We start from the raw sequence: 21,005 nt of genomic DNA, 5'->3' as shown, positions 1-21,005 counted from the left end.
CGTGCGTTAAAAATGAGTAAAAACAAGTATCCCATTAAGCCTAAGAAAAATGCCGTTCACACTAAGTGAACGGCATTAGCCCTCAGGGCGCTTTTTCAACATCCAATTATCGATTAAGCGTAAACGAAGTCTACGTGCTCAATCATTGGCTTGAATACGTGACGCTGCATAGCCTGGGCACGTACTTTAACTTCTTTACCGTCCAGAACTATAGTCAGATCGCTGGTATAGAAGTCTTCGTTGGTTTGGATGTTGATGATATCTTTGTGTTCAAACACGATAGCAACGGCTTCTTTGCCGGCGCCATAGATAACACCTGGAACTTTCCCGTCACGACGCAGGCGGCGGCTCGAACCTTTCCCAATCTCAGTGCGGGTTTGTGCTGGAATAGTGTAAGACATAATAATACTCTTTAAATAGTCAATAACTGGCAACTATTTTCGACCAATAGCTGCCTTCATATAAAGCGGGCGAATACTAGCACAAAGACAACAAAACAAACAAGTTGATTTGGCCTTTAAAGGTAAAAGCAAAACCTACTTCCCCACTATCCTGCTGTTGCTCATCTGTAACATCTGTAATCATTACGAAAAGCCATTGCTTAGCAGAAGTTTTACCCTGATCGAGATCACAATTTTTCCATCCAGCTGCTGCTACCCTGCTTTCAGTAATCTGGTTTTATTACATGAAGCAGGCCGATGAACGCCAATCTGCAGCAACTGATACGGGATGATAGCCTGTGCTATAAACTAGCCGCGGAACTCCATTACCTGATCGAACATGCTCCCTTTCAACAAGAGAAGCTCGACCTGATTTTATTGGAGTTTCTCGCCTGTAATCAGCAGAAAAGCGGCCATCTGTTACACCTGATGCGTGCCTTCAGTTGTCCGGATCTTATCGAGCAATTGAGCTCAGATGCCCTTTTTTATGACAGACTCAACACCTTGGTCGCCGACTGGCAACAAACTCGCGAACTGTTACGTCTCAGATTCCAATTCAGCGAGTTGATGGCACTGCTGGAAGACAGAAAACCCCGCGAACAGAGCTTTATCCGCAGGGCAGAAACCGATCTTTCTATGGTAGAAAAACCTACCAACTGCGCACCGGCCCGCAGTCAATGTGGACAAATCCCGACTTCGGATAATAACCGACTCCCCCTAGTTTTAATGACAGGGCAGCCTCACGCAAAGTCTGAAGTTTAACACCGGGTATCGCGATATCCATCGCCATACCCCGCATATGGTAACTTTTCTTGGCTACACCGTTACTCTTACCGGCCAACATGGCGTTGGTTTTAGGCGAACGATAACCTGAAATCACGTGGATCTCTTCAGAAATCGACAACGTCTGCTGCAAATTGAACAGAAGATCGAACAGACGTTTATCCATGGGAGCCGCCAGGTTCTGCCTATGATCCCTAAGCAGATGGCTGAACTGAGACAGAGTGCTACTCTGATAATGACCGTCTTTCCAATAAGTCCCATCACCACGTTCCCCTGTATGGCGATTATAAAAACTCAGGTATCGACTACCTTTGGTAGACCGACTCGCCATCGCTTTTGAAGGAAGCATAGAAACCATTGCCGCGCCACCAAGACCCATCAACAACTGCCTACGGGCAGGACATACTACTGACACTTATTCACCTTGCACAAAAAACAACCACAAGGCGGCAAATTATACGGGATTAACGCCAAGGTCAAGCGCCGATTTGGCCCCAGCGCAGGTAAACTTTTCTCGGGGAGCAGGCGAAAAATGGGATAATTCCTTGTGCCATATTAAGTTAATGCGACAGGCTTAACGTTCGGTCAATGCGGCAAAAAAATCAGTTGATGATAATGCCGGTATACCTCAAGGGCCTAACAAATGCGCTTCACTCCCCGACCGTAGCTCTGGCTTGTTAGCCCATTCAGTATCCAATCTCGTCTGTGCCTCAGTAGCCACCTTAACCCCCGGGCTCAACTGATAGATGTCGCTGCGAAATTGCGCTCTTTCCCGCTCATCTATCCAGGCTGTCCAATAAACCAGATGAACAGGCAGGCGCTGTTCAAATGCAAACCATTGAGTGGTGTGATAATCACTCTGCATCCGTTGCCAGCTTCTCTTATCCCGTACCAGATTATTAGCCATCCAGGACGCCAACTCTTCCACCTTGTCGACCCGAATACAACCTGAAGATAGGGCGCGATTGGCCCTGGCAAACAGATGCTTGTCCGGTGTGTCATGCAGATAGACACTAAAGCCATTGCTGAAATGAAATTTGTAACGCCCCAGGGCATTATCGGCACCCGGTTGCTGCACCAACCGATAAGGGAAACGGCCTCTCGCCTCTTTTTGCCAGGCTTCAGCACTCTCTTCAACTTTATTGCCCTGATAATCATAGACATTGAAATGCCGCTGCTGCAGATATTCACCGTCTTTACGGATCTGCGGCAGTAAGTCGCGCCTCAATATGCCCCTTGGCACAGTCCAGGTTGGATTCAAAACAATGTTGGATATCTCACTGCTGAGCAGTGGGGTTTGACGATAAGGTTTACCGACTATGACTTTGGATCGTAGTTGCACCTGGTTGTCATCCACCAGAGTCAACTCAAACGCCGGGATATTCACCAACAGGTAACGCTTCCCCAACTGCTGTTTATAAACGGTGCGAGCGACGAAATTGCTGGCCAGCATGCGGGCACGTTGCAATGGTTCAGTATTGAGCCAACGCAGTGTATCTGGTCCTATGATGGCATCAGTTTTAAGCCCGTGGCGGGACTGAAACACTTCTACCGCCGAAGCCAACTGCGGCGAATAAACCTTGTTTTCTCCCGGAGTTTCCTCAAGATCGCCAAGCCAATATAAACGCCTGGCAATCGTCGGGATCAGCAGATGGCTATCACCTGGGCGTAACCAACCTCCGGGATCCAACCTAGGCCATTGATGCCGCTCTGCGAGCCAGATCAAATAGCGTATCCGGCTGCTGGTTGCCAGATAATCATCCCCCTGAGGTTCCAGCGCCAGCGCTCGGCTGAGCGTATCCGCATCAGAAGCTAGCGTGTTGAAGGCCAAAGGAACGCCGCGGCGCTTCCAGAAATACGCAATATCCTGCTCTATGCCCTCACGCAACTCCAACTGTAGATTGAGATCACCACGGCTCATGGAACGTAAATCTTCGGCGAACTCTTGCCCTTCTGGCAGCAGAGCCAGCAACTGCAACTGATTATTCAGGGTCCTGAGCGCGGCATCATCGGCTTTCACTGTAAAGACCGCACTGCAGAGGAGCACAATGATCAGTAAAGGCATTAACACGCACTTTGTCATATCGGCCTCCCGGGACATAAACTCAATTATGGCAAATATGCGCCGTGATTCGATGATATTTTGCAAACAACGGGCTGAATAGCCGTTGATTAACATGGGGCATTAACAGGCAACTTATTATTAGCGATTGATAATTAACCAGTTATCAGCACAAGCCTGTGATCATAGAGCTTATTCTGATATAAAATCCTGCCAAAGTGGTAACAGGCAATATAATGAACAGACAAATGCTCATTCGGCAGATGGCCGAAAGACAACAGATCTCAAAGGCTCAGGCCAAAGTACAACTGCAACATATTCTCGCCAGCCTTACCCAGGCTCTCAGTGAAGGTGAAAAGGTTTATCTGCCGCAATTCGGCACTTTCGAACTCAGATACCACCTTCCCCGCAACGGTCGTAACCCACAAACAGGCGAACCCTTGGAGATTGCCGGCAGCAATCAGCCAAGCTTTAAAGCTTCCCCATCACTGAAACAGGCACTACAGCAAGATTAATCCGTTCTCGGGGCAGGATCTCTGCCCCTTCACAAAAGGCGATGCCTGTTTTCAGCCAAAGGTAACGATACTGACGCTTGTATCTGAAGTTTGGGCCGGGATTAGATCTGATATAAGTCAGCCGCCATTACGGACGTAAGCTTGGCTTGAAAACAAGTAATAAGTTTGCTTGGAGTGACTTTAAGGGAATTCAATGAGGGGGACTAAATTTGGAGGCGCGACCCGGAGTCGAACCGAGATCGACGGATTTGCAATCCGCAGCATAGCCATTCTGCCATCGCGCCTTCTTGGGATCACAGCATCTGAGTGCCATGTNGAACCGAGATCGACGGATTTGCAATCCGCAGCATAGCCATTCTGCCATCGCGCCTTCTTGGGATCACAGCATCTGAGTGCCATGTAAGATTGGAGCGACATATCGGGTTCGAACCGATGACCTGTACCTTGGCAAGGTACCGCTCTACCAACTGAGCTAATGTCGCATCACTTTTCTTGCTTTGTATTCAGAGCCAGCCCTGACTACGGATTGGCATTCTACGCTTTTAACCCCGACTGTCAACGAAGAATTAGTGCTTAACTGTTTGCTTGAACACTAAATAATCTTATCGAAACATTATTGTGCAACCAGGTACAAATTAGCGCCTTTTAACCGGCTATCAGATCCTTCCAGGCGGCCTTGATATAGCTGATCATCGACCAGAAGGTTAAAAAAGCCGCCACATACAGCAAGGCGTAAGCGGCATATATCATCCAATCACCCTGCTTCCAGATAAGGCCGATAATTGCCACCATCTGAGCAGCAGTCTTGTACTTGCCAATCCAGGATACCGCCACAGCACCGCGTTTACCTATCTCTGCCATCCACTCACGCAGTGCCGATATCACCAACTCACGTCCTATCATAAACATCGCCGGCAGGGTCAGCCAGATAGTGTTGTAATCTTCGACCAATAGCACCAAAGCCGTGGTCACCATTAGCTTATCGGCTACTGGGTCAAGGAAGGCGCCGAAACGAGTGGACTGCTCCAGTTTACGGGCCGCATACCCATCCAAGGCGTCAGTAATAGCTGCAAGCCAGAAAACAAATGCAGCAACAAACGGTGCCCAAGTGTACGGAAAGTAAAATACCAGAACAAAAACAGGCAGTAAGAACAACCTAAACCAGGTAAGGGCGATGGGTATATTAAACGGCATGATAAAACCAAATAATCAAAAGCAGCGCCAATCTTGCCTGATTTTTACTACCCCCGCAATGCATCGTGTATCGTTTGAGCCATTTCTGGACTGATCCCGGGCACTTTTGCCAGTTCTGCCACACTTGCCCCCTTCACTTGTTGTAATCCGCCCAGATATTGCAGCAAAGCCTTGCGTCTTTTCGGGCCAATCCCAGGAATAGACTCCAAGCTTGAGGTGTTGCGGGTCTTTTGACGTTTATTCCTATGACCGGTAATCGCAAACCTGTGGGATTCATCGCGAATATGTTGAATAAGATGCAGCGCCGGCGAATCATCCGGCAGTGAAAAGCTCTCTTCGGTATCACCGAAGATCAGGGTTTCCAACCCAGGTTTGCGGCTTTCACCTTTGGCGACCCCGATAAGCGTGGGTACGGCCTCTATGCCGACAAACTTTTCATTGACCACTTCCTGGGCCATCCTGAGTTGCCCAAGGCCACCATCGATAAAAACGATATCCGGGATCTTGCCCTGTGCATTGACCTTATCAAACCGGCGAGTCAAGGCCTGCTTCATCGCCGCATAATCATCGCCTGGGGTAATGCCCTTGATGTTGTAACGCCGATACTCGCTCTTGTCCGGCCCTTCGCGATTAAACACCACGCAGGAGGCCACAGTACTCTCCCCCATGGTATGACTGATATCAAAGCACTCCATACGTTTAATCGGGGTGCTTTGTTCAAGCGCCTCTTCAAGAAGAAGAAATCTTTGCTCTACCGTATTGCGGTGAGCCAGCTTGGTATTGACCGCATTGGTCGCATTGGTCTTGGCCAGACGCAGATAACCGGCTCTGTCGCCCCTGACCCGAGTGCGGATGGCCACTTTCTTGTTCAGCGCTTCCATCAGCACCTGTTCCAACTCTTCCAACTCCTCGTAGCTGTCACTCAGAAGAATTTCCCGCGGGATAGTACGTTGAATATCGACGTTGAGATAAAACTGCAGCATAAAGGCTCTGAGTACCTCGGCCATTTCAGTCTGCGCCGGCACGCTAGGGTAATAACTGCGACTGCCAAAAATCTTGCCCTCGCGAATGAACAACAGGTGGAAACAAGCAACTCCTGAGGCGTAGTGCACCCCAATCACATCAAGGTCACCATGGCTGGATGATACTTCCTGCTGCTCGGCCACTCGTCTGAGCGCCATGATCTGATCCCGATAGCGTGCCGCCTGCTCGTAAGCCATGGACTCGGCCGCCAGTTCCATTTTCTTGACCAAGGCGCTGAGCACCTGCTGATCCTTGCCCTTGAGAAACAGGGTCGCCAGCTTGACCTGCTCCTGATATTCCTCATCAGAGACCTTGCCGACACAAGGGGCACTGCAACGCTTGAGCTGGTACTGCAAACAGGGACGCGAGCGCGACTTGTAATAGAGATCGTCACACTGACGAATAGGAAACAGCTTCTGCATCAAATGCAGACTTTCACGCACCGCACCACCATTGGGATAAGGCCCGAAATACAGCCCTTTCTCCCGCTGTGGCCCCCTGTGATAGGCGAGCCTGGGATGCCGGTGCTGGCTCAATAAGATAAAGGGATAAGACTTGTCATCTCTTAGCAGCACATTGTATTTCGGCAAGTACTGCTTGATGTAATCATTTTCCAGTATCAGTGCTTCAGTTTCACTGTGAGTCAGTGTCACATCGATATTGGCGATATGGGACACCAGCGCCTGAGTCTTCACATTAGGCAGATTCTTGCGAAAATAAGACGCAAGCCGTTTCTTGAGATCTTTGGCCTTGCCCACATAAATCACGCTACCGCCGCTGTCGTACATACGATAGACGCCCGGTGCTGAGGTCAGATTTTTAAGAAAAAGCTTGGGATTGAATTCCTGCGGCATGAACCCACTCTATAAATAACGGCTGAAGAGATAAAGATTTCAGGGACAGAAAACAACAAAGAAAGAGGGAGCCGTGGCTCCCTATGTAAATCAGAACTGCCCGGTGTCGAGCATTTTATACCGAATCGCCAATCGGGTCAGCTCCACATCGCCGCTGATCCCCAGTTTGGCGAACAAGCGATAGCGGTAGCTGTTAACCGTCTTGGGACTGAGGTTCAACTGCTCGGAGATATCATTGACCTTCTCACCATTGGTGATCATCATCATGATCTGCAGTTCCCGCTCTGACAGCGACTTGAAGGGGTTCTCATCAGTCTGATCAAACTGGCTCAAGGCCATCTGCTGAGCAATTTCCGGTGACAAATATCGCTGACCGTGAGCAACTTGCCGAATGGCTTGAATCACCTCAGGCGGCTTGGCTCCCTTGGTCAAATAACCGGAAGCACCGGCTTGCATCACCTTGGTCGGGAAAGGATCCTCTGAGTGGATAGTCAATACTATGATTCTGGCATGAGGCTGATAACGCAGAATTTTCCGGGTAGCTTCAAGCCCCCCTATTCCGGGCATATTCATATCCATCAAAATCACATCGGCTTCATTCTGCCTGCTCCACTGCACAGCAGCTTCACCATCACCGGCTTCTCCTACAACTTTAATGCCTTTTTCATCTTCAAGGATCCGGCGGATCCCGGTTCTGACCAACTCATGGTCATCCACCAAATATACGGATATCAACTTCAACCCACCTTAATTATTGTCGGCCTTATCGTGTAGCTCTGTTTCTTCGAAGCCTTTGGGATAATTTAGCCGATCTGCCAACAATAGAAAAGCGCAAGTTAACTTTATGATTATAAAAGAAACTCATTCGTATATCGGTACCAATTGTCGTCAGTGTGCAACAATCTTGTTTTTTGTTGCCGAAGAATTTGCTTGCAAAGGCGATGAAACACCACCCAAAACAGTGTCATATCCAGCTAAGCAAATGAAGTTCAATCCTCATCTATCAACATATGTAAGTTTCGGCCAACTCGTTTCAGATCTCTCAGGGCAGTTGCTTGTGTAGCCATACGCAGCGGCCTTTGCTGAACTTTGATGGTATTGTACAAAATATCCATGTCATCGCGCTTGGTATGGGTAAATTCGATAGTGCCATAAGGAGTCTTGAAGATACCCTTTCGCCCCGTAGTCATCACAGTAATATAGCTGATGGGGATCTGCGAAATCACCCCGTATTCAGACAAAGCCGATTCCAGCGAAACATAGTTATACTCACCGCGCCGCAGTGCACAGGCGATATGCTCCACCGCATAACTATCTCGTCGACTCAGCGCAAACAGGTATACACCGCGGCAAGGTCTTTCCAGGATCCCCTGCTTTATCAACCTCGACAGGCTTTGTTTGAATGCTTCCTGGGTATCATCGAAAAACACCCGCCTGAGATTCCCTTTGGTGTAAACATAGATACCTTGAAGGTCAAAACGATGTAGCCGTTGCAAAGCTGTACTGATATCCATAACGCCACCAAGTCAACTTAAAAGTTAATAATAGAATACCTAAGTGTCCACTTAATACCTATTGATAACTGACTTTGTCTGACTAAACGGCCCTATTTATAGCGCTGAACGTTGCAATCCTTTGCCCGGAACAGCCTAAATCAGCCTTTGAATAATGGCGCAGGAATCCGCCAGCGTAGATGCGCAGCAAAAACGCTAGTTATCCCAACCGACACCAGAAAGAATCCTGTTATTTGATGAGCAAGGCGCTATTGATGCTCACAAAGGCAAGAAAGCTATCCGCTATTAAATGGTTAAGAAAGGTGCAAACCAGTCTCAAAATAACCCCAGGCTGAGGAGCATCATATTCAAATCTGCTTTCAGGACTTGTATCACAACCACTGTTACTCACTTTAAAGGCATTGATGCCTAATACATTTACGGCGTCATATCGAAGAAAACCACAAAATACGGTTGATTCGGCTACACTCAAAACTGAACTCACCACAGGTTTGATAAACTAGGTTTAATCGCTAAAAAAGCGCGATTTCAGCCTCTCTGCTTCAGGAGAACCTATCGATGAACTCCCCTTTTACCACCCATGGAGCCTTAAGCTGGCACGAGCTGACCGCCAGTGACTCCGAACAGGCGATGCGATTTTACGGTGAGATTTTTGGATGGAGTTTCAAAAAAATGCAGTTACCACAAGGCCCCTACCACATTATAGAAAATGACGGCATCAGCATAGGTGGCATCACTGACAGCCCGGCGCCGGCCATGCCAAGCAACTGGACCGGCTATATTACCGTGAAAGATGTCGACGCCGTCGCCATCAAGGCCAAAGAGTTAGGAGGCGATATTCTTTATGGTCCGGAAGATATTCCCCAAGTAGGCCGATTTTGCTGGATCAAGGATCCCTGCGGCGCCATTATCGCTGCCATCACTTACAACAGCACCAAAGGATAGGTAACGAACAGCAGCTATGGTTTGGGGTTTACGATGTTGACCCGCAACATCCCGAATATTTCCAAACTTGAATATCGTCCTTTTACGAATGAAATGTTCAGCGAAAAATTCTTGATTATTGCAGCTTTAATTAGCAATGTTTTCTTTTTGTATCATGCATGTATCAGGCAGGATAACAGAGATTATAGGTTCAGAAGTGACTTACAAAGCATGCCGAATACGCGTTAGAATAACGCCAACTTTTTGCTGTAAACCTGCTTCAAGGGATCTCACACCGTTATGCCCAATGTGCTGACTCAGCTCTTTTCCCGCTTTCGCCGGGCACCACTCGCCATCAAGACAAGCGTCTATCTGCTCCTCGGGTATAGCCTCTACGCTCTGCTGCTTGGTGGGCTTGCTCCCTGGGTAATAAAGTCGCAAACCCCAAAGCAATTGCAACAGCTGCTCGGCCGTCAGGCCAGCCTGGGCGATATCAGCATCAACCCTTTCCTTCTCAGAGTCCGCCTGGATAATTTCGCCCTGCAGGAGAGCGACCCACAGCAAGTATTTATGTCTTTCACGCAGCTTGAGTTGGAGCTGGCATTTTGGCGCTCGCTGACCCAAGGGGCCATAGCCATAGATCACATCCACCTCGCTTATCCACAAGTGAAGCTGCAAAGGCTTGCGTCAAAGAATGGCCAAGCTCAATTCAACTTCAGCGATATACTCGCCCACCTTGAAGCCAAGCAAACACCGCAAGCCGAGGCTACAGAAGACGCCTCTGAACTGCCCAGAGTCATTGCCCGGGATATCCGGGTGACAGAGGGTAAGTTCGCTTATATGGATAAGATCGCCAATACAGAGCTCAGTTACGACAAGCTTAATTTCAGCCTGCAAGCTTTGGATACCAAGGCCTATAGCCTCAGCCTGCCGGAAGACGAGAACAAACCGGTACTGGCGAAAGATGCCAACCGCTATGCCCTGTCCTTGACCGGCAGCGATAACGGACAATTGCAGACTCAAGGCCAGTTTCAGCTGCAGCCTCTCGAAATCACCGGCGAGCTGCAACTGGCCAAAATTTCCCTGCTGCCCTTCTGGCCGTTTGCCGATGGGCTTATTGCCGCCAAACTCAGTGACGGTGAACTCAGCTTCCAAAGCCAGTACCAGTTGAAACAGCAACAAGACCAACTGCATTACAGTACCCACAAGGGCAGGTTTATTCTGGAAAACCTGCTGTTCTCCGACCAACAGCAAGCCAGAGTCAAGCTGCCACTGTTGGCACTGGATAACATTCGGGTGGACGGCGACAACCAGAGTGTTAATGTCGACGAACTGGCGCTGCAAGGCCTGTGGGCCTATGCCCGCCTGGATAAGCAAGGCCTGGATCTACAACAGCTCTTTATGCCCGCCCTGCCTGCCACACATGCCAAGCCGAATGACATAGCGGCCAATGCGCAAGTGGAACCAGCACTAGCCCAACCAGAGACGGCAACTGAAACCGAGGCACTAAATAAGGCCACAGCGCAAGAAAAAGCCACAGCGCAAGAAAAAGCCACAGTGCAAGATAAGGCCACAGCGCAAGATAAGGCCACAGCGCAAGATAAGGCCACAGCGCATACAGCCAAAGAGCCAAACAAAACTCTGGAGCAAGACAAACAATGGCTACTGAGTATTGGCAAAATCAGTCTCAAGGATACAGATCTCAATCTGTTTGAGCAGCAGCAAAGCAATGGTGTCCACTGGCGTGTTTACCCTTTGGATATCACCACAGGTCCTGTGCGTTCCGATCTCGAAGGAAACATAGACTACCAGGTGCAACTGGCACTGAGTTCTGATGCCCAAAAACAGCCAGAGACCAGCCAGGGCCAGTTCAGCTCCACCGGCGCAATAGATGCCAAGGCACGTACTGTCAATGCCGAGCTGAGGCTGACCGAGTTGGAGCTGCAACAGTTCCAGCCCTATCTGGCGCCCTACCTCAATATGCAACTTGAAAGCGGCAAGTTGAGCACTCAGGGCAAGTTCACTGCCAACGCCGAGGGTAAGGCCCATTTTCAAGGACAAGCCGCAATTGGCAAACTGCTTATCAAGGATGGATTGGCATTTGAGCCTCTGCTGAAATGGCAGAATATGACGATAGATGCGATGAACTTTGATTCCGAAGCAAACAGCCTGAAAATCAGCAATATATTGCTGGAACAGCCATACGCCAAGGTGATGATCACCGAAGATCAGCGCACTAATATCGGCGAGCTGATCCGCGCCGAACCACTTGGTGATAACTCAGCGGCTCAGTCGCAGACAAAACAAAGCCAGGCAAACGAAGCGCCGCAGCAAACCGCCGCCAAGGAAAAAAACACCGCCAAGACTGCTGCAGATAAGGCATTTAAACTGGATATCGGCAGCATTGCCATCAAAAGCGGCTCGGCCTATTTTGCCGATAACTCCCTCACCCCTAACTTTGCTTCCGGTATCGAAGGGCTGGAAGGCAAGATAAGCCACCTATCCTCCACCCCGGGAACCAAGGCCAGTGTCGATATCAAGGGCAAGATAGACAAGTATGCTCCAGTCACCCTTAGAGGTGAAGTGAATCCGCTGCTGGAAAAACCCTATCTGGATCTGGATTTAGTATTCAAGAGTGTCGAGTTGACCTCGGTGAATCCCTATTCGGGCACCTATGCCGGTTACTACATAGACAAGGGCCAGCTGTCTTTGGCGCTCAACTATCAATTGGAAGACAACCAGCTGAAGGGAGACAATCATCTGGTGATAGATCAGCTCAAGCTGGGTAAACCCAGTGATTCCGATCTGGCCACCAGTTTGCCGATTACCTTGGCTATCGCCCTTTTGCAAGACAGACATGGGGTAATAGATCTTGGCTTACAGGTTTCAGGAGATCTCGACAGTCCAAGTTTCAGCTTCGGCAGCATAGTGATGACCGCCATCACCAACGTCATCACCAAGGCGGTCACCGCCCCCTTCTCTTTGCTGGCCGGTCTGGTTGGCAGCGATGAAGAGCTGAATCTGGTCGCTTTCCAACCCGGTATAGCCACGCTGGACGCTGACGCCGAAGATAAGCTGAGCAAGCTGGCCAAGGCGCTGGATGACCGACCCAAGCTACAATTGAGCATTGAAGGCGGCGTAGCATTGCGGGAAGACAGTGAGGCGCTGGCAGAACAAAAACTGCAGCAGCAACTGCTCAAGGCCAGCAAGCTTGCGGCCCTGCCGGACGAGCTGAGCGCCAGTCGCTTCCCTACCAAAGGTAAGCTTGCTGATACCCTGGTAGCGCTTTTTGAGCAGCAGCTCAAACAGGATGCCGATGCGGAAAAAGACAAAGTGAAGCAAAAGCTTGCCGAAAAAGCCGGCAGTGAAACAGTCGATGAAGACGCTCTGCTGACTGTATGGCATATGGGCCTTTACAACCAACTGCTCAGCGCCCAAGAGATAAGCAATAATGAGCTGGCCAATCTGGCTCAGGCCAGGGCCCAGGCCATCAAGGCCTTCCTGGTAGACAGTGCTGCCGTTGCCCCCGAAAGAGTCTTCCTGCTGGACAGCAAGACAGAGATGAAACAGGATGCTTCTCAGGCAATTTTGTCGCTGAATGCCGATTAACCAATAGCGATAACCCCGGAACCAGGCGCGCACGCGCGCCTTTTTACCCGGATCTGAGCTCAGACTTTCTTATCAGGGGATTACTTGTTGCGACACTTTTCCTGACGAGCCATCAGACTGGAAGTATCCCAGCGGTTACCGCCCATGGCCTGTACTTCACCGTAAAATTGATCGACCATGGCGGTCAGCGGCAGATGTGAGCCATTGCGTCTAGCTTCATTGAGGGCGATGCCTAAGTCTTTGCGCATCCAGTCCACCGCAAATCCAAAATCATACTCACCCTTCAGCATGGTCTTGTGACGATTTTCCATTTGCCAGCTCTGGGCCGCGCCTTTGCTGATCACCTCAACTACCTTCTCGCCATCTAGCCCGGCGCTCTTGGCAAAATGCATGGCTTCAGCCAAACCTTGTACCACCCCGGCGATGCAGATTTGATTGACCATCTTGGTCAACTGCCCAGCGCCAACATCTCCCAATAGTTCGGCGCAGCGGGCATAGGCAGCCATCACAGGTTTTACCCGCGCAAATACCGCCTCAGAGCCGCCGGCCATAATGGTCAACACTCCATTCTCGGCACCAGCCTGACCGCCGGAAACCGGCGCGTCCATAAAAGCGATGTCCTTCTCGGCCAGCAATGCGGCCAACTCCCGCGCCACATCGCATGAGGCAGTGGTGTGATCGACAAAGATACTGCCCACAGCCATACCATGCACAGCGCCCTCTTCACCCAGTACGACCTGGCGTAAGTCATCATCATTACCGACACAGGCAAAAACAATATCCTGTCCCTCGGCGGCTTGGGCCGGAGTCGCGCAGCAGCGCCCGCCAAACTCTGCCGCCCAGGCTTCAGCCTTGGAGAAAGTACGGTTATAAACAGTGACCTGGTGCCCCTGTTTTTGTAGATGCCCAGCCATGGGATATCCCATAACACCTAGACCGAGAAATGCGACATTCGCCATGATATTTCCTTGATTATTTATGCGCGGGAACAGATTGGCCCAATTGCCGACCATGCTGCAAAGCCTTTGGCGTAAAGCCAAGAGTGACAATTCAAGCCGATGTTTAAGCCGCATTTTGCCATGAGGCAGCATAAAGGAGAAGTTGATACGGGCAAACTCAGCATCCCGCATACAGAAAAGAGCCACGAATGTGGCTCTTGAAATCATCACTCAAGGATGAACATGCGCTTCCATTTCCGCACCGATTTTCTTGCGCATCTCCATCAACTTGATTGCCGAGTCCCTAAGCTCTATGTCTCTTGCCGATGTCGGCTGCCATTCAGGCACAGGCGTTGGTTTACCTTCATCGTCTACCGCCACCATGATGACAATACAGTGAGTGGTCAACTGACGTTCTGAATCCTTGGGATCGCCGGCTCTGACATCCAAACCTATATGCATGGAGGTACTGCCGGTATAGATCACCTTGGCGCTCACCTCCACTATATTGCCCACATGTATGGGTTTGACAAACCTGATCCCCCCGGCGTAAACCGTGATGCAGTATTTACCACTCCAACCGGCCGCACAGGCATAGGCAGCCAAGTCAATCCACTTCATTACGGCGCCGCCATGTACCTTGCCGCCAAAGTTGACGTCTGCGGGCTCGGCCAAAAACCTCAGGGTTATCTGTCTCTCTGTTCCTGCCATGGGATCCTCTCATCAGGCTTGGCGGTCTGCTGACCGCACTTGGCTGAGAGTGTACGCGAAAATTTCGCGATCACCCAAACTTAGATACCAGGAAACTTCCGCCAATCACCAGAGGTAAAGCCAGCCGATAGATCCAAAGCTGCAATTTGCTGCTGATAAAACGGGACAAATGAAACAGTGAGTAAATTCCCATCCCCACCAGGAAGGTGCCCAGCACCTCTACCCCGGCCATCACATCGACATCGCCACCGGCATAAACCGCCGCTGTCAGTAAGGCAAACCAAAGCACGGTATAGGCGGCTATGGCCAAACTAAAAGTGCGAACACCAATCTCCATCGCTGGTTGCCACCGACTGTTTTCACCCCGTACCAACTCGGTCAAATTGGCAGCAATCGCCCCAAGCATGGCCATAACAGGAAACATTGCAGGATTGAGCATAATGAAAACTCCAGAATTATTTGGCGGGATTCTGGCGCTATATTCAAAGAATGCCAATAGAGATGAACAAAGGTTAATTCTGGATTTAGCTTTAAAATATGACTAACTGATTTTAAAGATAAAAAAAGCGCCATCAGGCGCTTTTACAAGTGGTAACCTTAAACTCGCTTCAATAGCAAGGAGCCATTGGTGCCACCGAACCCAAAAGAGTTACATAGCACATGCTCCACTTTGGCCTGACGCGCGGTATGGGCAACAAAGTCCAGATCGCAACCTTGGTCCGGGTTGTCCAAGTTGATGGTAGGCGGAACCACCTGATCTTTAAGAGCCAACGCGGAGAAAATGGTTTCCACTGCCCCGGCAGCACCGAGCAAATGCCCCGTCATTGATTTGGTGGAGCTCACCATCAGCTTGTAGGCATGATCGCCAAAGATAGACTTCACTGCCGCCGCTTCGGCCTTATCGCCTGCCGGCGTAGAAGTACCGTGAGCATTGATATAACCTATGCTTTCGGGGGCCAGGTTTGCATCTCTCAGCGCATTTTTCATGGCAGACGCAGCGCCGGCACCATCGGCTGGCGGCGAGGTCATATGGAATGCATCGCCGCTCATACCAAAACCAACCAGCTCGGCATAAATCTTGGCACCGCGAGCCTTGGCGCGCTCATACTCTTCCAGGACTAACACCCCGGCGCCGTCACCGATAACAAAGCCGTCTCTGTCTTTATCCCATGGGCGACTAGCCGCCTGAGGGTCATCATTACGGGTAGACAAGGCCTTGGCCGCGGCAAAGCCACCGACGCCCAGAGGACAAGTGACATCTTCCGCGCCACCGGCCACCATCACATCGGCATCGCCATAAGCTATGGTTCGGGCTGCGAAACCTATGTTGTGCACCCCAGTGGTACAGGCGGTTGTCACCGCAAAGTTAGGGCCAGTCATGCCGTACATGATCGACAAATGACCGGCAATCATATTGATAATGGTGCTGGGCACAAAGAAGGGGGAAATTTTACGTGGGCCACCGGCCATCAAGGCGCTGTGGTTTTGTTCAATCAACCACATCCCCCCCATACCGGCGCCGATAGCGGTTCCGACTCGACTGGGATCTTCTTTATCCATCTCCAATCCGGAGTCACGCATGGCCTGAATGCCGGCAGCCATACCATACTGAATAAAGAGGTCCATCTTGCGGGCGTCTTTACGGGACAGATACTGCTCTACGTCAAAATCTTTGACTGAGCCTGAAAAACGGGTGCTGAATTCGCTGGCATCAAACTTGGTGATAGGCGCGATACCGCTCTGACCTGCCAGCAAGGCTTGCCAGGTGCTGTCCACTGTGTTGCCGACCGGGGTCACCAGACCCAGGCCAGTGATAACAACTCGACGTTTAGTCACTGTGTCCACCTTAGATTAACGGGTGAGTTACCATGATAGGCTAGGCTGTTGCAGCCTACCATTGCCTCCGGCCAGCAGCCGAATGGTCACAAGACACGATAATGCATCGGCTGATACTGGTACAACCAGAAACTGACGGGGCGAAAACAAAAACAGGCGGCAATTATGCCGCCTGTTTTCTGGAATTCTGGATTACTGATTCTTGGAAACGTAATCGATCGCTGCCTGAACGGTAGTGATTTTCTCAGCTTCCTCATCAGGGATCTCGGTATCAAACTCTTCTTCCAGAGCCATAACCAACTCAACAGTGTCCAGAGAATCTGCACCCAGATCGTCTACGAAAGAAGCTGCTGGCTTAACGTCTTCTTCTTTAACGCCCAGTTGCTCTACGATGATTTTCTTTACACGTTCTTCGATGTTGCTCATTAGTTTTCTTTCCTATTCAAATTACGCACTTGCGTAAGATTGCGAGTAGTTTATTAGATTTGACCAACATTGCAAGCCTAGAATTTGTGGTCTAACCACGATTTTAAGCCCTCAATTGCTGCAGATCACCACCCAATTGCGACAGTATCCCTGCCATTCGCCCTTAAACCATATACATCCCGCCATTTACATGCAAGGTTTCCCCTGTGATGTAAGCAGCAGCATCAGAGGCCAAAAAGAGCACGGCGTTGGCAATTTCCTGTGCCTGACCCAAGCGCTCCATTGGAACCTGGGACATGATGGCCTGTTGCTGATCTTCTGTCAGCTCATCCGTCATATCTGTCTGGATAAAACCAGGAGCAATAGCATTAACTGTAATTTGACGAGATGCAACCTCTCTGGCGAGAGATTTTGTAAATCCGATCAAACCCGCTTTGGCCGCAGAGTAATTTACTTGGCCTGCATTGCCCATGGTACCTACCACAGAACCAATATTGATGATACGGCCATGACGTTTCTTCATCATTGAGCGCATCACTGGCTTGGATAACCTGAAAAGAGATGTCAGGTTGGTGTCCAGGATATCCTGCCACTCATCCTCTTTCATCCGCATCAATAAATTGTCACGGGTGATGCCAGCGTTGTTCACCAGAATATCAACATCGCCGGCTTTTTCTTTGATCGAGGCAAATAAATTTTCAACAGATTGTGGATCTGTGACATTCAGCACCAAACCCTGGCCCTTATCGCCCAAATAAGCCGAGATGGCTTCGGCGCCGCGCTCACTGGTTGCAGTACCGAATACTGTAGCACCGGCTTCGGCCAGAGTCGTTGCAATCGACTTGCCAATACCACGGCTGGCGCCGGTAACCAGGGCAATCTTGCCGGTTAAGTCTAATGTTACGCTCATGAAAAGCTCCTTATTCGATCAATGCAGCTAAAGAAGCAGCATCGTTGACTGCCTTGGCAGTAAGGGATTTGTTAATGCGTTTGCAAAGCCCGGTCAAGACTTTACCCGGACCCACCTCATAGAGCTCGGTGACGCCCATGACAGCCATGGCTTCCACGGTTTCGGTCCAGCGCACAGGGCTGTATAGCTGACGAACCAAGGCATCACGGATATCAGCAGCATCTTGAGGCTGGGCGACATCCGCATTGTTGATTACGGGGATTTGCGGCTGGCTAAATTCGATATCACCCAGAGCAGTGGCCAATTTATCGGCAGCGGGCTTCATTAAAGCGCAATGGGAAGGCACGCTCACAGGCAAGGCAACCGCCATTTTGGCGCCTGCAGCCTTGCAGGCTGCGGCGGCGCGCTCAACTGCGTTTTTTTCACCGGCAATCACCACCTGGCCTGGGCTATTGTAGTTAACCGGGCTAACCACAGCGCCTTCAGCACTGTCTTCACAGGCCTTGGCAATAGCGTCGTTATCCAGGCCTATGATGGCAAACATGGCGCCGGTTCCGGCAGGAACGGCTTGTTGCATCAACTGACCACGCAGCTCAACCAACTTAACGGCGTCGGTAAACTTGAGCACCCCGGCACATACCAGCGCCGAGTATTCACCTAGGCTATGACCCGCCATCACGCTGGGCGCGGCTTTGCCGGCTGCTTGCCAGGCGCGATACAGAGCGACACTGGCACTCAGCAAGGCAGGCTGGGTCTTGTCAGTCTCGTTAAGAGTTTCGGCCGGACCTTGCTGGACAAGCTGCCACAAGTCGTAACCCAGCACTTCACTGGCTTCACGAAAAGTCTCGGTCACGACCGGATAGCCTTCAGCAAGATCAGCAAGCATGCCTACAGCCTGAGAACCTTGTCCCGGGAACACGAAAGCAAAATTTTCCATATTCATTTACCTATGATTGCAGGCAGCAAAGCTGATGCCGCTGCCCGAGTCTACTGATCTGCCCGGCAGATCAACTAGTATGCATTGAGACGTCCTACTCACTTGTGCGAAGCAAGTAGGCACTGAGTATCAGAAGCGAACCAAAGCGCTACCCCAGGCAAAACCGGCACCAAAGGCCTCAAGCAGCAGGAGTTGCCCGCGCTTGATGCGGCCATCGCGCACCGCTTCATCCAGTGCAATCGGCACTGAGGCAGCTGAAGTATTGCCATGTTTGGCCAGCGTCAGCACCACTTTATCAAGACTCATGTCCAATTTCTTGGCTGTGGCATTAATAATGCGGAAATTGGCCTGGTGTGGCACCAACCAATCTATTTCTGACTTGTCGACGTTATTCAATCTCAGGGTTTCTGTCACCACATGGGATAACTGAGTGACGGCGACCTTGAAGACATCGTTGCCCTTCATGGTCATAAAGCCTACAGCCTCGGAGGTTTCTCCGGCTCTGGGCGGAAAGGCGCATTTGAGCAGTTCACCATGACGACCGTCGGCATAGATGTGGGTAGAGATGATCCCCGGCTCTTCACTGGCGCCCACCACGGCGGCACCGGCACCATCACCAAAGAGAATAATGGTGGTTCTGTCTTCCGGCTCACAGAGCCTGGAAAGCACATCGGCGCCTATTACCAGCACTTTCTTGGCCGCACCGGTTTTCACGAACTGATCGGCAACCGACAGCGCATAGACAAAGCCGGAACAAGCGGCCGCGACATCAAATGCGGGGATGGTATGAACCCCCAACATGGCCTGCACTTCACAGGCAGCAGCCGGAAAAGCGTTTGCCGCACTTGTTGTGCCGCAGATAATCATATCGAGTTCACCGGCTTCGATGCCTGCCATTTCAATGGCCTTCAACGCCGCCTGATAACCCATAGTGGCAACCGTTTCACTGGCATCAGCGATCCGACGCTCAGAAATACCCGTGCGCTCAACAATCCACTGGTCACTGGTTTCCACCATTTTTTCCAGATCCTGATTGCTACGCACCTGCGCCGGCAGATAACTGCCAGTTCCAAGAATTTTTGTATGCATAAGGAGAAATCAGCTGTTTATATCTAAAAGTATCGACTCGAGACGCTGCTTGATCATCTCTGGGAGTCGACGTCTTGCTTCAGTGACTGCCAAGCTAATCGCTTGTAAATAGGCAGTTTCATCCGCATTCCCATGGCTCTTGACGACTATTCCGCGCAATCCTATCAGACTTGCTCCGTTATAGTGGTCGGGGTTCATCTGTTTGAGCACGCTTTGAATACTGGGAGCCAATAATTTGGCCAACATGCGTACAAAAAAGCCTCGGGTCAGCCCTTCCTTAAGCTGATGGATCAACAGTCTGGCAATGCCTTCTGAAGTTTTCAGGGTAATATTACCGACAAAACCGTCGCAGACAATCACATCGACTTTGCCGCGGTAAATCTCATCCCCTTCGATAAAACCTTGATAATTGATTTGAGGAGTATGTTGCAACAACTGGGCAGCCTGCTGCACCTGGTCGTTGCCTTTGATCTCTTCGCTGCCGACATTGAGCAGCGCGACCTTGGGTCTGGGTTGTTTGGTCACGGCTTCGCAGAGTACTGAACCCATGACGGAAAACTGGAACAAAGTATCTGAATCACAAGACACATTGGCCCCGAGATCCAGCAGATAGACTGGCTTATGGTTGATGGTGGGAAGACAACTGACCAACGCGGGTCTGTCTATGCCCGGCAGCGTCTTTAGTACCACCTTGGCCATCGCCATCAGCGCGCCGGTGTTACCTGCGCTGACACACGCCTGAGCCTCACCTTTATGCACAGCATCCAGCGCCCGACGCATGGAGCTGTCACGCCGACAACGCAAAGCATGCACTGGCCTGTCAGACATACTGACCACTTCAGTGGTATGTCTAAGTTCAATTCTATCGGTAATGTCTTGCCCGCATTGGGCCAGGTATGGTTGTATCTGGTCTTGATCACCAACCAGAATAAACCTGAGATCCGGATATAATTTAAGTGCCTGCAGGGCTGCAGGCACAGTCACGTGGGGGCCATGGTCGCCACCCATCGCATCTAACGCAAGCGTCAGACTCGTCATAAGACAATCAACAACTTACTTGTTGATTACCTTTTTGCCACGGTAGAAACCGTCAGCAGTCACATTATGACGACGATGCAGTTCACCGCTGGTAGCGTCTACAGACAGCTGAGCAGTGCTCAGTGCATCGTGTGAACGGCGCATACCGCGCTTTGAACGAGATTTTTTATTCTGTTGTACAGCCATTGATCTGTCTCCTGGA

The 21,005-nt window shown here is 50.5% G+C and carries 21 protein-coding genes and 2 tRNA genes; 4 read left to right on the top strand and 19 right to left on the bottom strand.

Features of this window, described 5'->3' with window-relative positions:
• Positions 1–113: 113 nt before the first annotated feature.
• Positions 114–401, bottom strand: coding sequence for a 50S ribosomal protein L25 (gene rplY / locus CX650_RS02140; RefSeq protein WP_039033277.1), 288 nt, complete (start codon positions 399–401; stop codon positions 114–116).
• 297 nt (positions 402–698) lie between these two features.
• On the opposite strand from rplY, the gene CX650_RS20120 reads away from it, so the two are divergent.
• On the top strand, positions 699–1,202 hold the full coding sequence (locus tag CX650_RS20120) for a hypothetical protein (protein WP_167388621.1): 504 nt from the start codon (positions 699–701) through the stop codon (positions 1,200–1,202).
• Here the strand turns inward: CX650_RS20120 and mepK are convergent.
• Complete coding sequence (gene mepK, locus CX650_RS02135; RefSeq protein WP_083399778.1) at positions 1,090–1,638, bottom strand: peptidoglycan L,D-endopeptidase MepK; 549 nt, start codon at positions 1,636–1,638, stop codon at positions 1,090–1,092. The two genes, CX650_RS20120 and mepK, sit on opposite strands and share 113 nt — an antisense overlap.
• A gap of 213 nt (positions 1,639–1,851) precedes the next feature.
• A complete protein-coding gene (locus CX650_RS02130; protein WP_229799976.1) occupies positions 1,852–3,306 on the bottom strand; it encodes a L,D-transpeptidase family protein in 1,455 nt (484 codons plus the stop codon).
• Between the two features lie 197 nt (positions 3,307–3,503).
• Here CX650_RS02130 and CX650_RS02125 point away from each other — a divergent pair, with 197 nt between their 5' ends.
• Positions 3,504–3,800 (top strand): HU family DNA-binding protein, encoded by a 297-nt coding sequence (locus CX650_RS02125; RefSeq protein ID WP_268248559.1) that lies wholly within the window; start codon positions 3,504–3,506, stop codon positions 3,798–3,800.
• A gap of 210 nt (positions 3,801–4,010) precedes the next feature.
• On the opposite strand, the gene CX650_RS02120 is transcribed toward CX650_RS02125, so the two are convergent.
• The 6 genes from CX650_RS02120 to abiEi all read right to left on the bottom strand — a co-directional run bounded on the left by CX650_RS02120 (position 4,011) and on the right by abiEi (position 8,385).
• Positions 4,011–4,084, bottom strand: a tRNA-Cys gene (locus tag CX650_RS02120).
• A 122-nt stretch (positions 4,085–4,206) separates the two neighbouring features.
• Positions 4,207–4,282: transfer RNA gene (locus CX650_RS02115), tRNA-Gly, on the bottom strand.
• A 163-nt stretch (positions 4,283–4,445) separates the two neighbouring features.
• Entirely contained in the window at positions 4,446–4,994 is a 549-nt protein-coding gene (gene pgsA, locus CX650_RS02110; RefSeq protein ID WP_039033280.1) for a CDP-diacylglycerol--glycerol-3-phosphate 3-phosphatidyltransferase, read from the bottom strand.
• Between the two features lie 47 nt (positions 4,995–5,041).
• Complete coding sequence (gene uvrC / locus CX650_RS02105; RefSeq protein ID WP_101094905.1) at positions 5,042–6,871, bottom strand: excinuclease ABC subunit UvrC; 1,830 nt, start codon at positions 6,869–6,871, stop codon at positions 5,042–5,044.
• 90 nt (positions 6,872–6,961) lie between these two features.
• Positions 6,962–7,606 carry a UvrY/SirA/GacA family response regulator transcription factor gene (gene uvrY / locus CX650_RS02100; protein WP_025009635.1) on the bottom strand — a complete coding sequence of 215 codons (645 nt, stop codon included), beginning with the start codon at positions 7,604–7,606 and terminating at the stop codon, positions 6,962–6,964.
• A gap of 254 nt (positions 7,607–7,860) precedes the next feature.
• Positions 7,861–8,385 (bottom strand): type IV toxin-antitoxin system AbiEi family antitoxin, encoded by a 525-nt coding sequence (gene abiEi / locus CX650_RS02095; protein ID WP_101094904.1) that lies wholly within the window; start codon positions 8,383–8,385, stop codon positions 7,861–7,863.
• Positions 8,386–8,943: 558 nt separating this feature from the next.
• Between abiEi and CX650_RS02090 the strand changes: the two genes are divergently transcribed.
• Complete coding sequence (locus CX650_RS02090; protein WP_039033283.1) at positions 8,944–9,330, top strand: VOC family protein; 387 nt, start codon at positions 8,944–8,946, stop codon at positions 9,328–9,330.
• 279 nt (positions 9,331–9,609) lie between these two features.
• Positions 9,610–12,918, top strand: coding sequence for a DUF748 domain-containing protein (locus tag CX650_RS02085; RefSeq protein ID WP_101094903.1), 3,309 nt, complete (start codon positions 9,610–9,612; stop codon positions 12,916–12,918).
• An 80-nt stretch (positions 12,919–12,998) separates the two neighbouring features.
• Here the strand turns inward: CX650_RS02085 and CX650_RS02080 are convergent, their stop codons facing one another.
• The 10 genes from CX650_RS02080 to rpmF form a co-directional block, all read right to left on the bottom strand.
• Positions 12,999–13,877, bottom strand: a complete 879-nt coding sequence (locus CX650_RS02080) for an NAD(P)-dependent oxidoreductase (RefSeq protein WP_101094914.1) — start codon at positions 13,875–13,877, stop codon at positions 12,999–13,001.
• Between the two features lie 210 nt (positions 13,878–14,087).
• Positions 14,088–14,567: an acyl-CoA thioesterase gene (locus tag CX650_RS02075; RefSeq protein WP_039033284.1), complete on the bottom strand. Its 480-nt coding sequence runs from the start codon at positions 14,565–14,567 to the stop codon at positions 14,088–14,090.
• Positions 14,568–14,637: 70 nt separating this feature from the next.
• On the bottom strand, positions 14,638–15,006 hold the full coding sequence (locus CX650_RS02070; RefSeq protein WP_101094902.1) for a hypothetical protein: 369 nt from the start codon (positions 15,004–15,006) through the stop codon (positions 14,638–14,640).
• Between the two features lie 158 nt (positions 15,007–15,164).
• Entirely contained in the window at positions 15,165–16,403 is a 1,239-nt protein-coding gene (gene fabF / locus CX650_RS02065) for a beta-ketoacyl-ACP synthase II (protein WP_039033286.1), read from the bottom strand.
• Between the two features lie 192 nt (positions 16,404–16,595).
• The gene (gene acpP, locus CX650_RS02060) at positions 16,596–16,829 is read right to left on the bottom strand and encodes an acyl carrier protein (protein WP_006081231.1); all 234 of its coding nucleotides are present in this window, start codon (positions 16,827–16,829) and stop codon (positions 16,596–16,598) included.
• A 163-nt stretch (positions 16,830–16,992) separates the two neighbouring features.
• Positions 16,993–17,739: a 3-oxoacyl-ACP reductase FabG gene (gene fabG / locus CX650_RS02055; protein ID WP_039033287.1), complete on the bottom strand. Its 747-nt coding sequence runs from the start codon at positions 17,737–17,739 to the stop codon at positions 16,993–16,995.
• 10 nt (positions 17,740–17,749) lie between these two features.
• The gene (fabD, locus tag CX650_RS02050) at positions 17,750–18,676 is read right to left on the bottom strand and encodes an ACP S-malonyltransferase (protein WP_101094901.1); all 927 of its coding nucleotides are present in this window, start codon (positions 18,674–18,676) and stop codon (positions 17,750–17,752) included.
• A gap of 129 nt (positions 18,677–18,805) precedes the next feature.
• Positions 18,806–19,765 carry a beta-ketoacyl-ACP synthase III gene (locus CX650_RS02045; protein ID WP_039033288.1) on the bottom strand — a complete coding sequence of 320 codons (960 nt, stop codon included), beginning with the start codon at positions 19,763–19,765 and terminating at the stop codon, positions 18,806–18,808.
• Positions 19,766–19,774: 9 nt separating this feature from the next.
• Positions 19,775–20,803: a phosphate acyltransferase PlsX gene (gene plsX, locus CX650_RS02040; protein ID WP_039033289.1), complete on the bottom strand. Its 1,029-nt coding sequence runs from the start codon at positions 20,801–20,803 to the stop codon at positions 19,775–19,777.
• Positions 20,804–20,818: 15 nt separating this feature from the next.
• Positions 20,819–20,989, bottom strand: coding sequence for a 50S ribosomal protein L32 (gene rpmF, locus CX650_RS02035; RefSeq protein WP_025009546.1), 171 nt, complete (start codon positions 20,987–20,989; stop codon positions 20,819–20,821).
• Positions 20,990–21,005 lie beyond the last annotated feature (16 nt).

Source organism: Shewanella indica, assembly GCF_002836975.1.
GTDB classification, from domain to species: domain Bacteria; phylum Pseudomonadota; class Gammaproteobacteria; order Enterobacterales; family Shewanellaceae; genus Shewanella; species Shewanella indica.
This window is presented reverse-complemented; position numbering and strand designations above follow the sequence as displayed.

Coding starts and splice junctions, on each gene's coding strand:
- rplY (WP_039033277.1), bottom strand. CDS start 401: ATGTCTTACACTATTCCAGCACAAACCCGCACTGAGATTGGGAAAGGT.
- CX650_RS20120 (WP_167388621.1), top strand. CDS start 699: ATGAACGCCAATCTGCAGCAACTGATACGGGATGATAGCCTGTGCTAT.
- CX650_RS02130 (WP_229799976.1), bottom strand. CDS start 3,306: ATGACAAAGTGCGTGTTAATGCCTTTACTGATCATTGTGCTCCTCTGC.
- pgsA (WP_039033280.1), bottom strand. CDS start 4,994: ATGCCGTTTAATATACCCATCGCCCTTACCTGGTTTAGGTTGTTCTTA.
- uvrC (WP_101094905.1), bottom strand. CDS start 6,871: ATGCCGCAGGAATTCAATCCCAAGCTTTTTCTTAAAAATCTGACCTCA.
- abiEi (WP_101094904.1), bottom strand. CDS start 8,385: ATGGATATCAGTACAGCTTTGCAACGGCTACATCGTTTTGACCTTCAA.
- CX650_RS02090 (WP_039033283.1), top strand. CDS start 8,944: ATGAACTCCCCTTTTACCACCCATGGAGCCTTAAGCTGGCACGAGCTG.
- CX650_RS02085 (WP_101094903.1), top strand. CDS start 9,610: ATGCCCAATGTGCTGACTCAGCTCTTTTCCCGCTTTCGCCGGGCACCA.
- CX650_RS02080 (WP_101094914.1), bottom strand. CDS start 13,877: ATGGCGAATGTCGCATTTCTCGGTCTAGGTGTTATGGGATATCCCATG.
- CX650_RS02075 (WP_039033284.1), bottom strand. CDS start 14,567: ATGGCAGGAACAGAGAGACAGATAACCCTGAGGTTTTTGGCCGAGCCC.
- CX650_RS02070 (WP_101094902.1), bottom strand. CDS start 15,006: ATGCTCAATCCTGCAATGTTTCCTGTTATGGCCATGCTTGGGGCGATT.
- acpP (WP_006081231.1), bottom strand. CDS start 16,829: ATGAGCAACATCGAAGAACGTGTAAAGAAAATCATCGTAGAGCAACTG.
- fabG (WP_039033287.1), bottom strand. CDS start 17,739: ATGAGCGTAACATTAGACTTAACCGGCAAGATTGCCCTGGTTACCGGC.
- fabD (WP_101094901.1), bottom strand. CDS start 18,676: ATGGAAAATTTTGCTTTCGTGTTCCCGGGACAAGGTTCTCAGGCTGTA.
- CX650_RS02045 (WP_039033288.1), bottom strand. CDS start 19,765: ATGCATACAAAAATTCTTGGAACTGGCAGTTATCTGCCGGCGCAGGTG.
- plsX (WP_039033289.1), bottom strand. CDS start 20,803: ATGACGAGTCTGACGCTTGCGTTAGATGCGATGGGTGGCGACCATGGC.
- rpmF (WP_025009546.1), bottom strand. CDS start 20,989: ATGGCTGTACAACAGAATAAAAAATCTCGTTCAAAGCGCGGTATGCGC.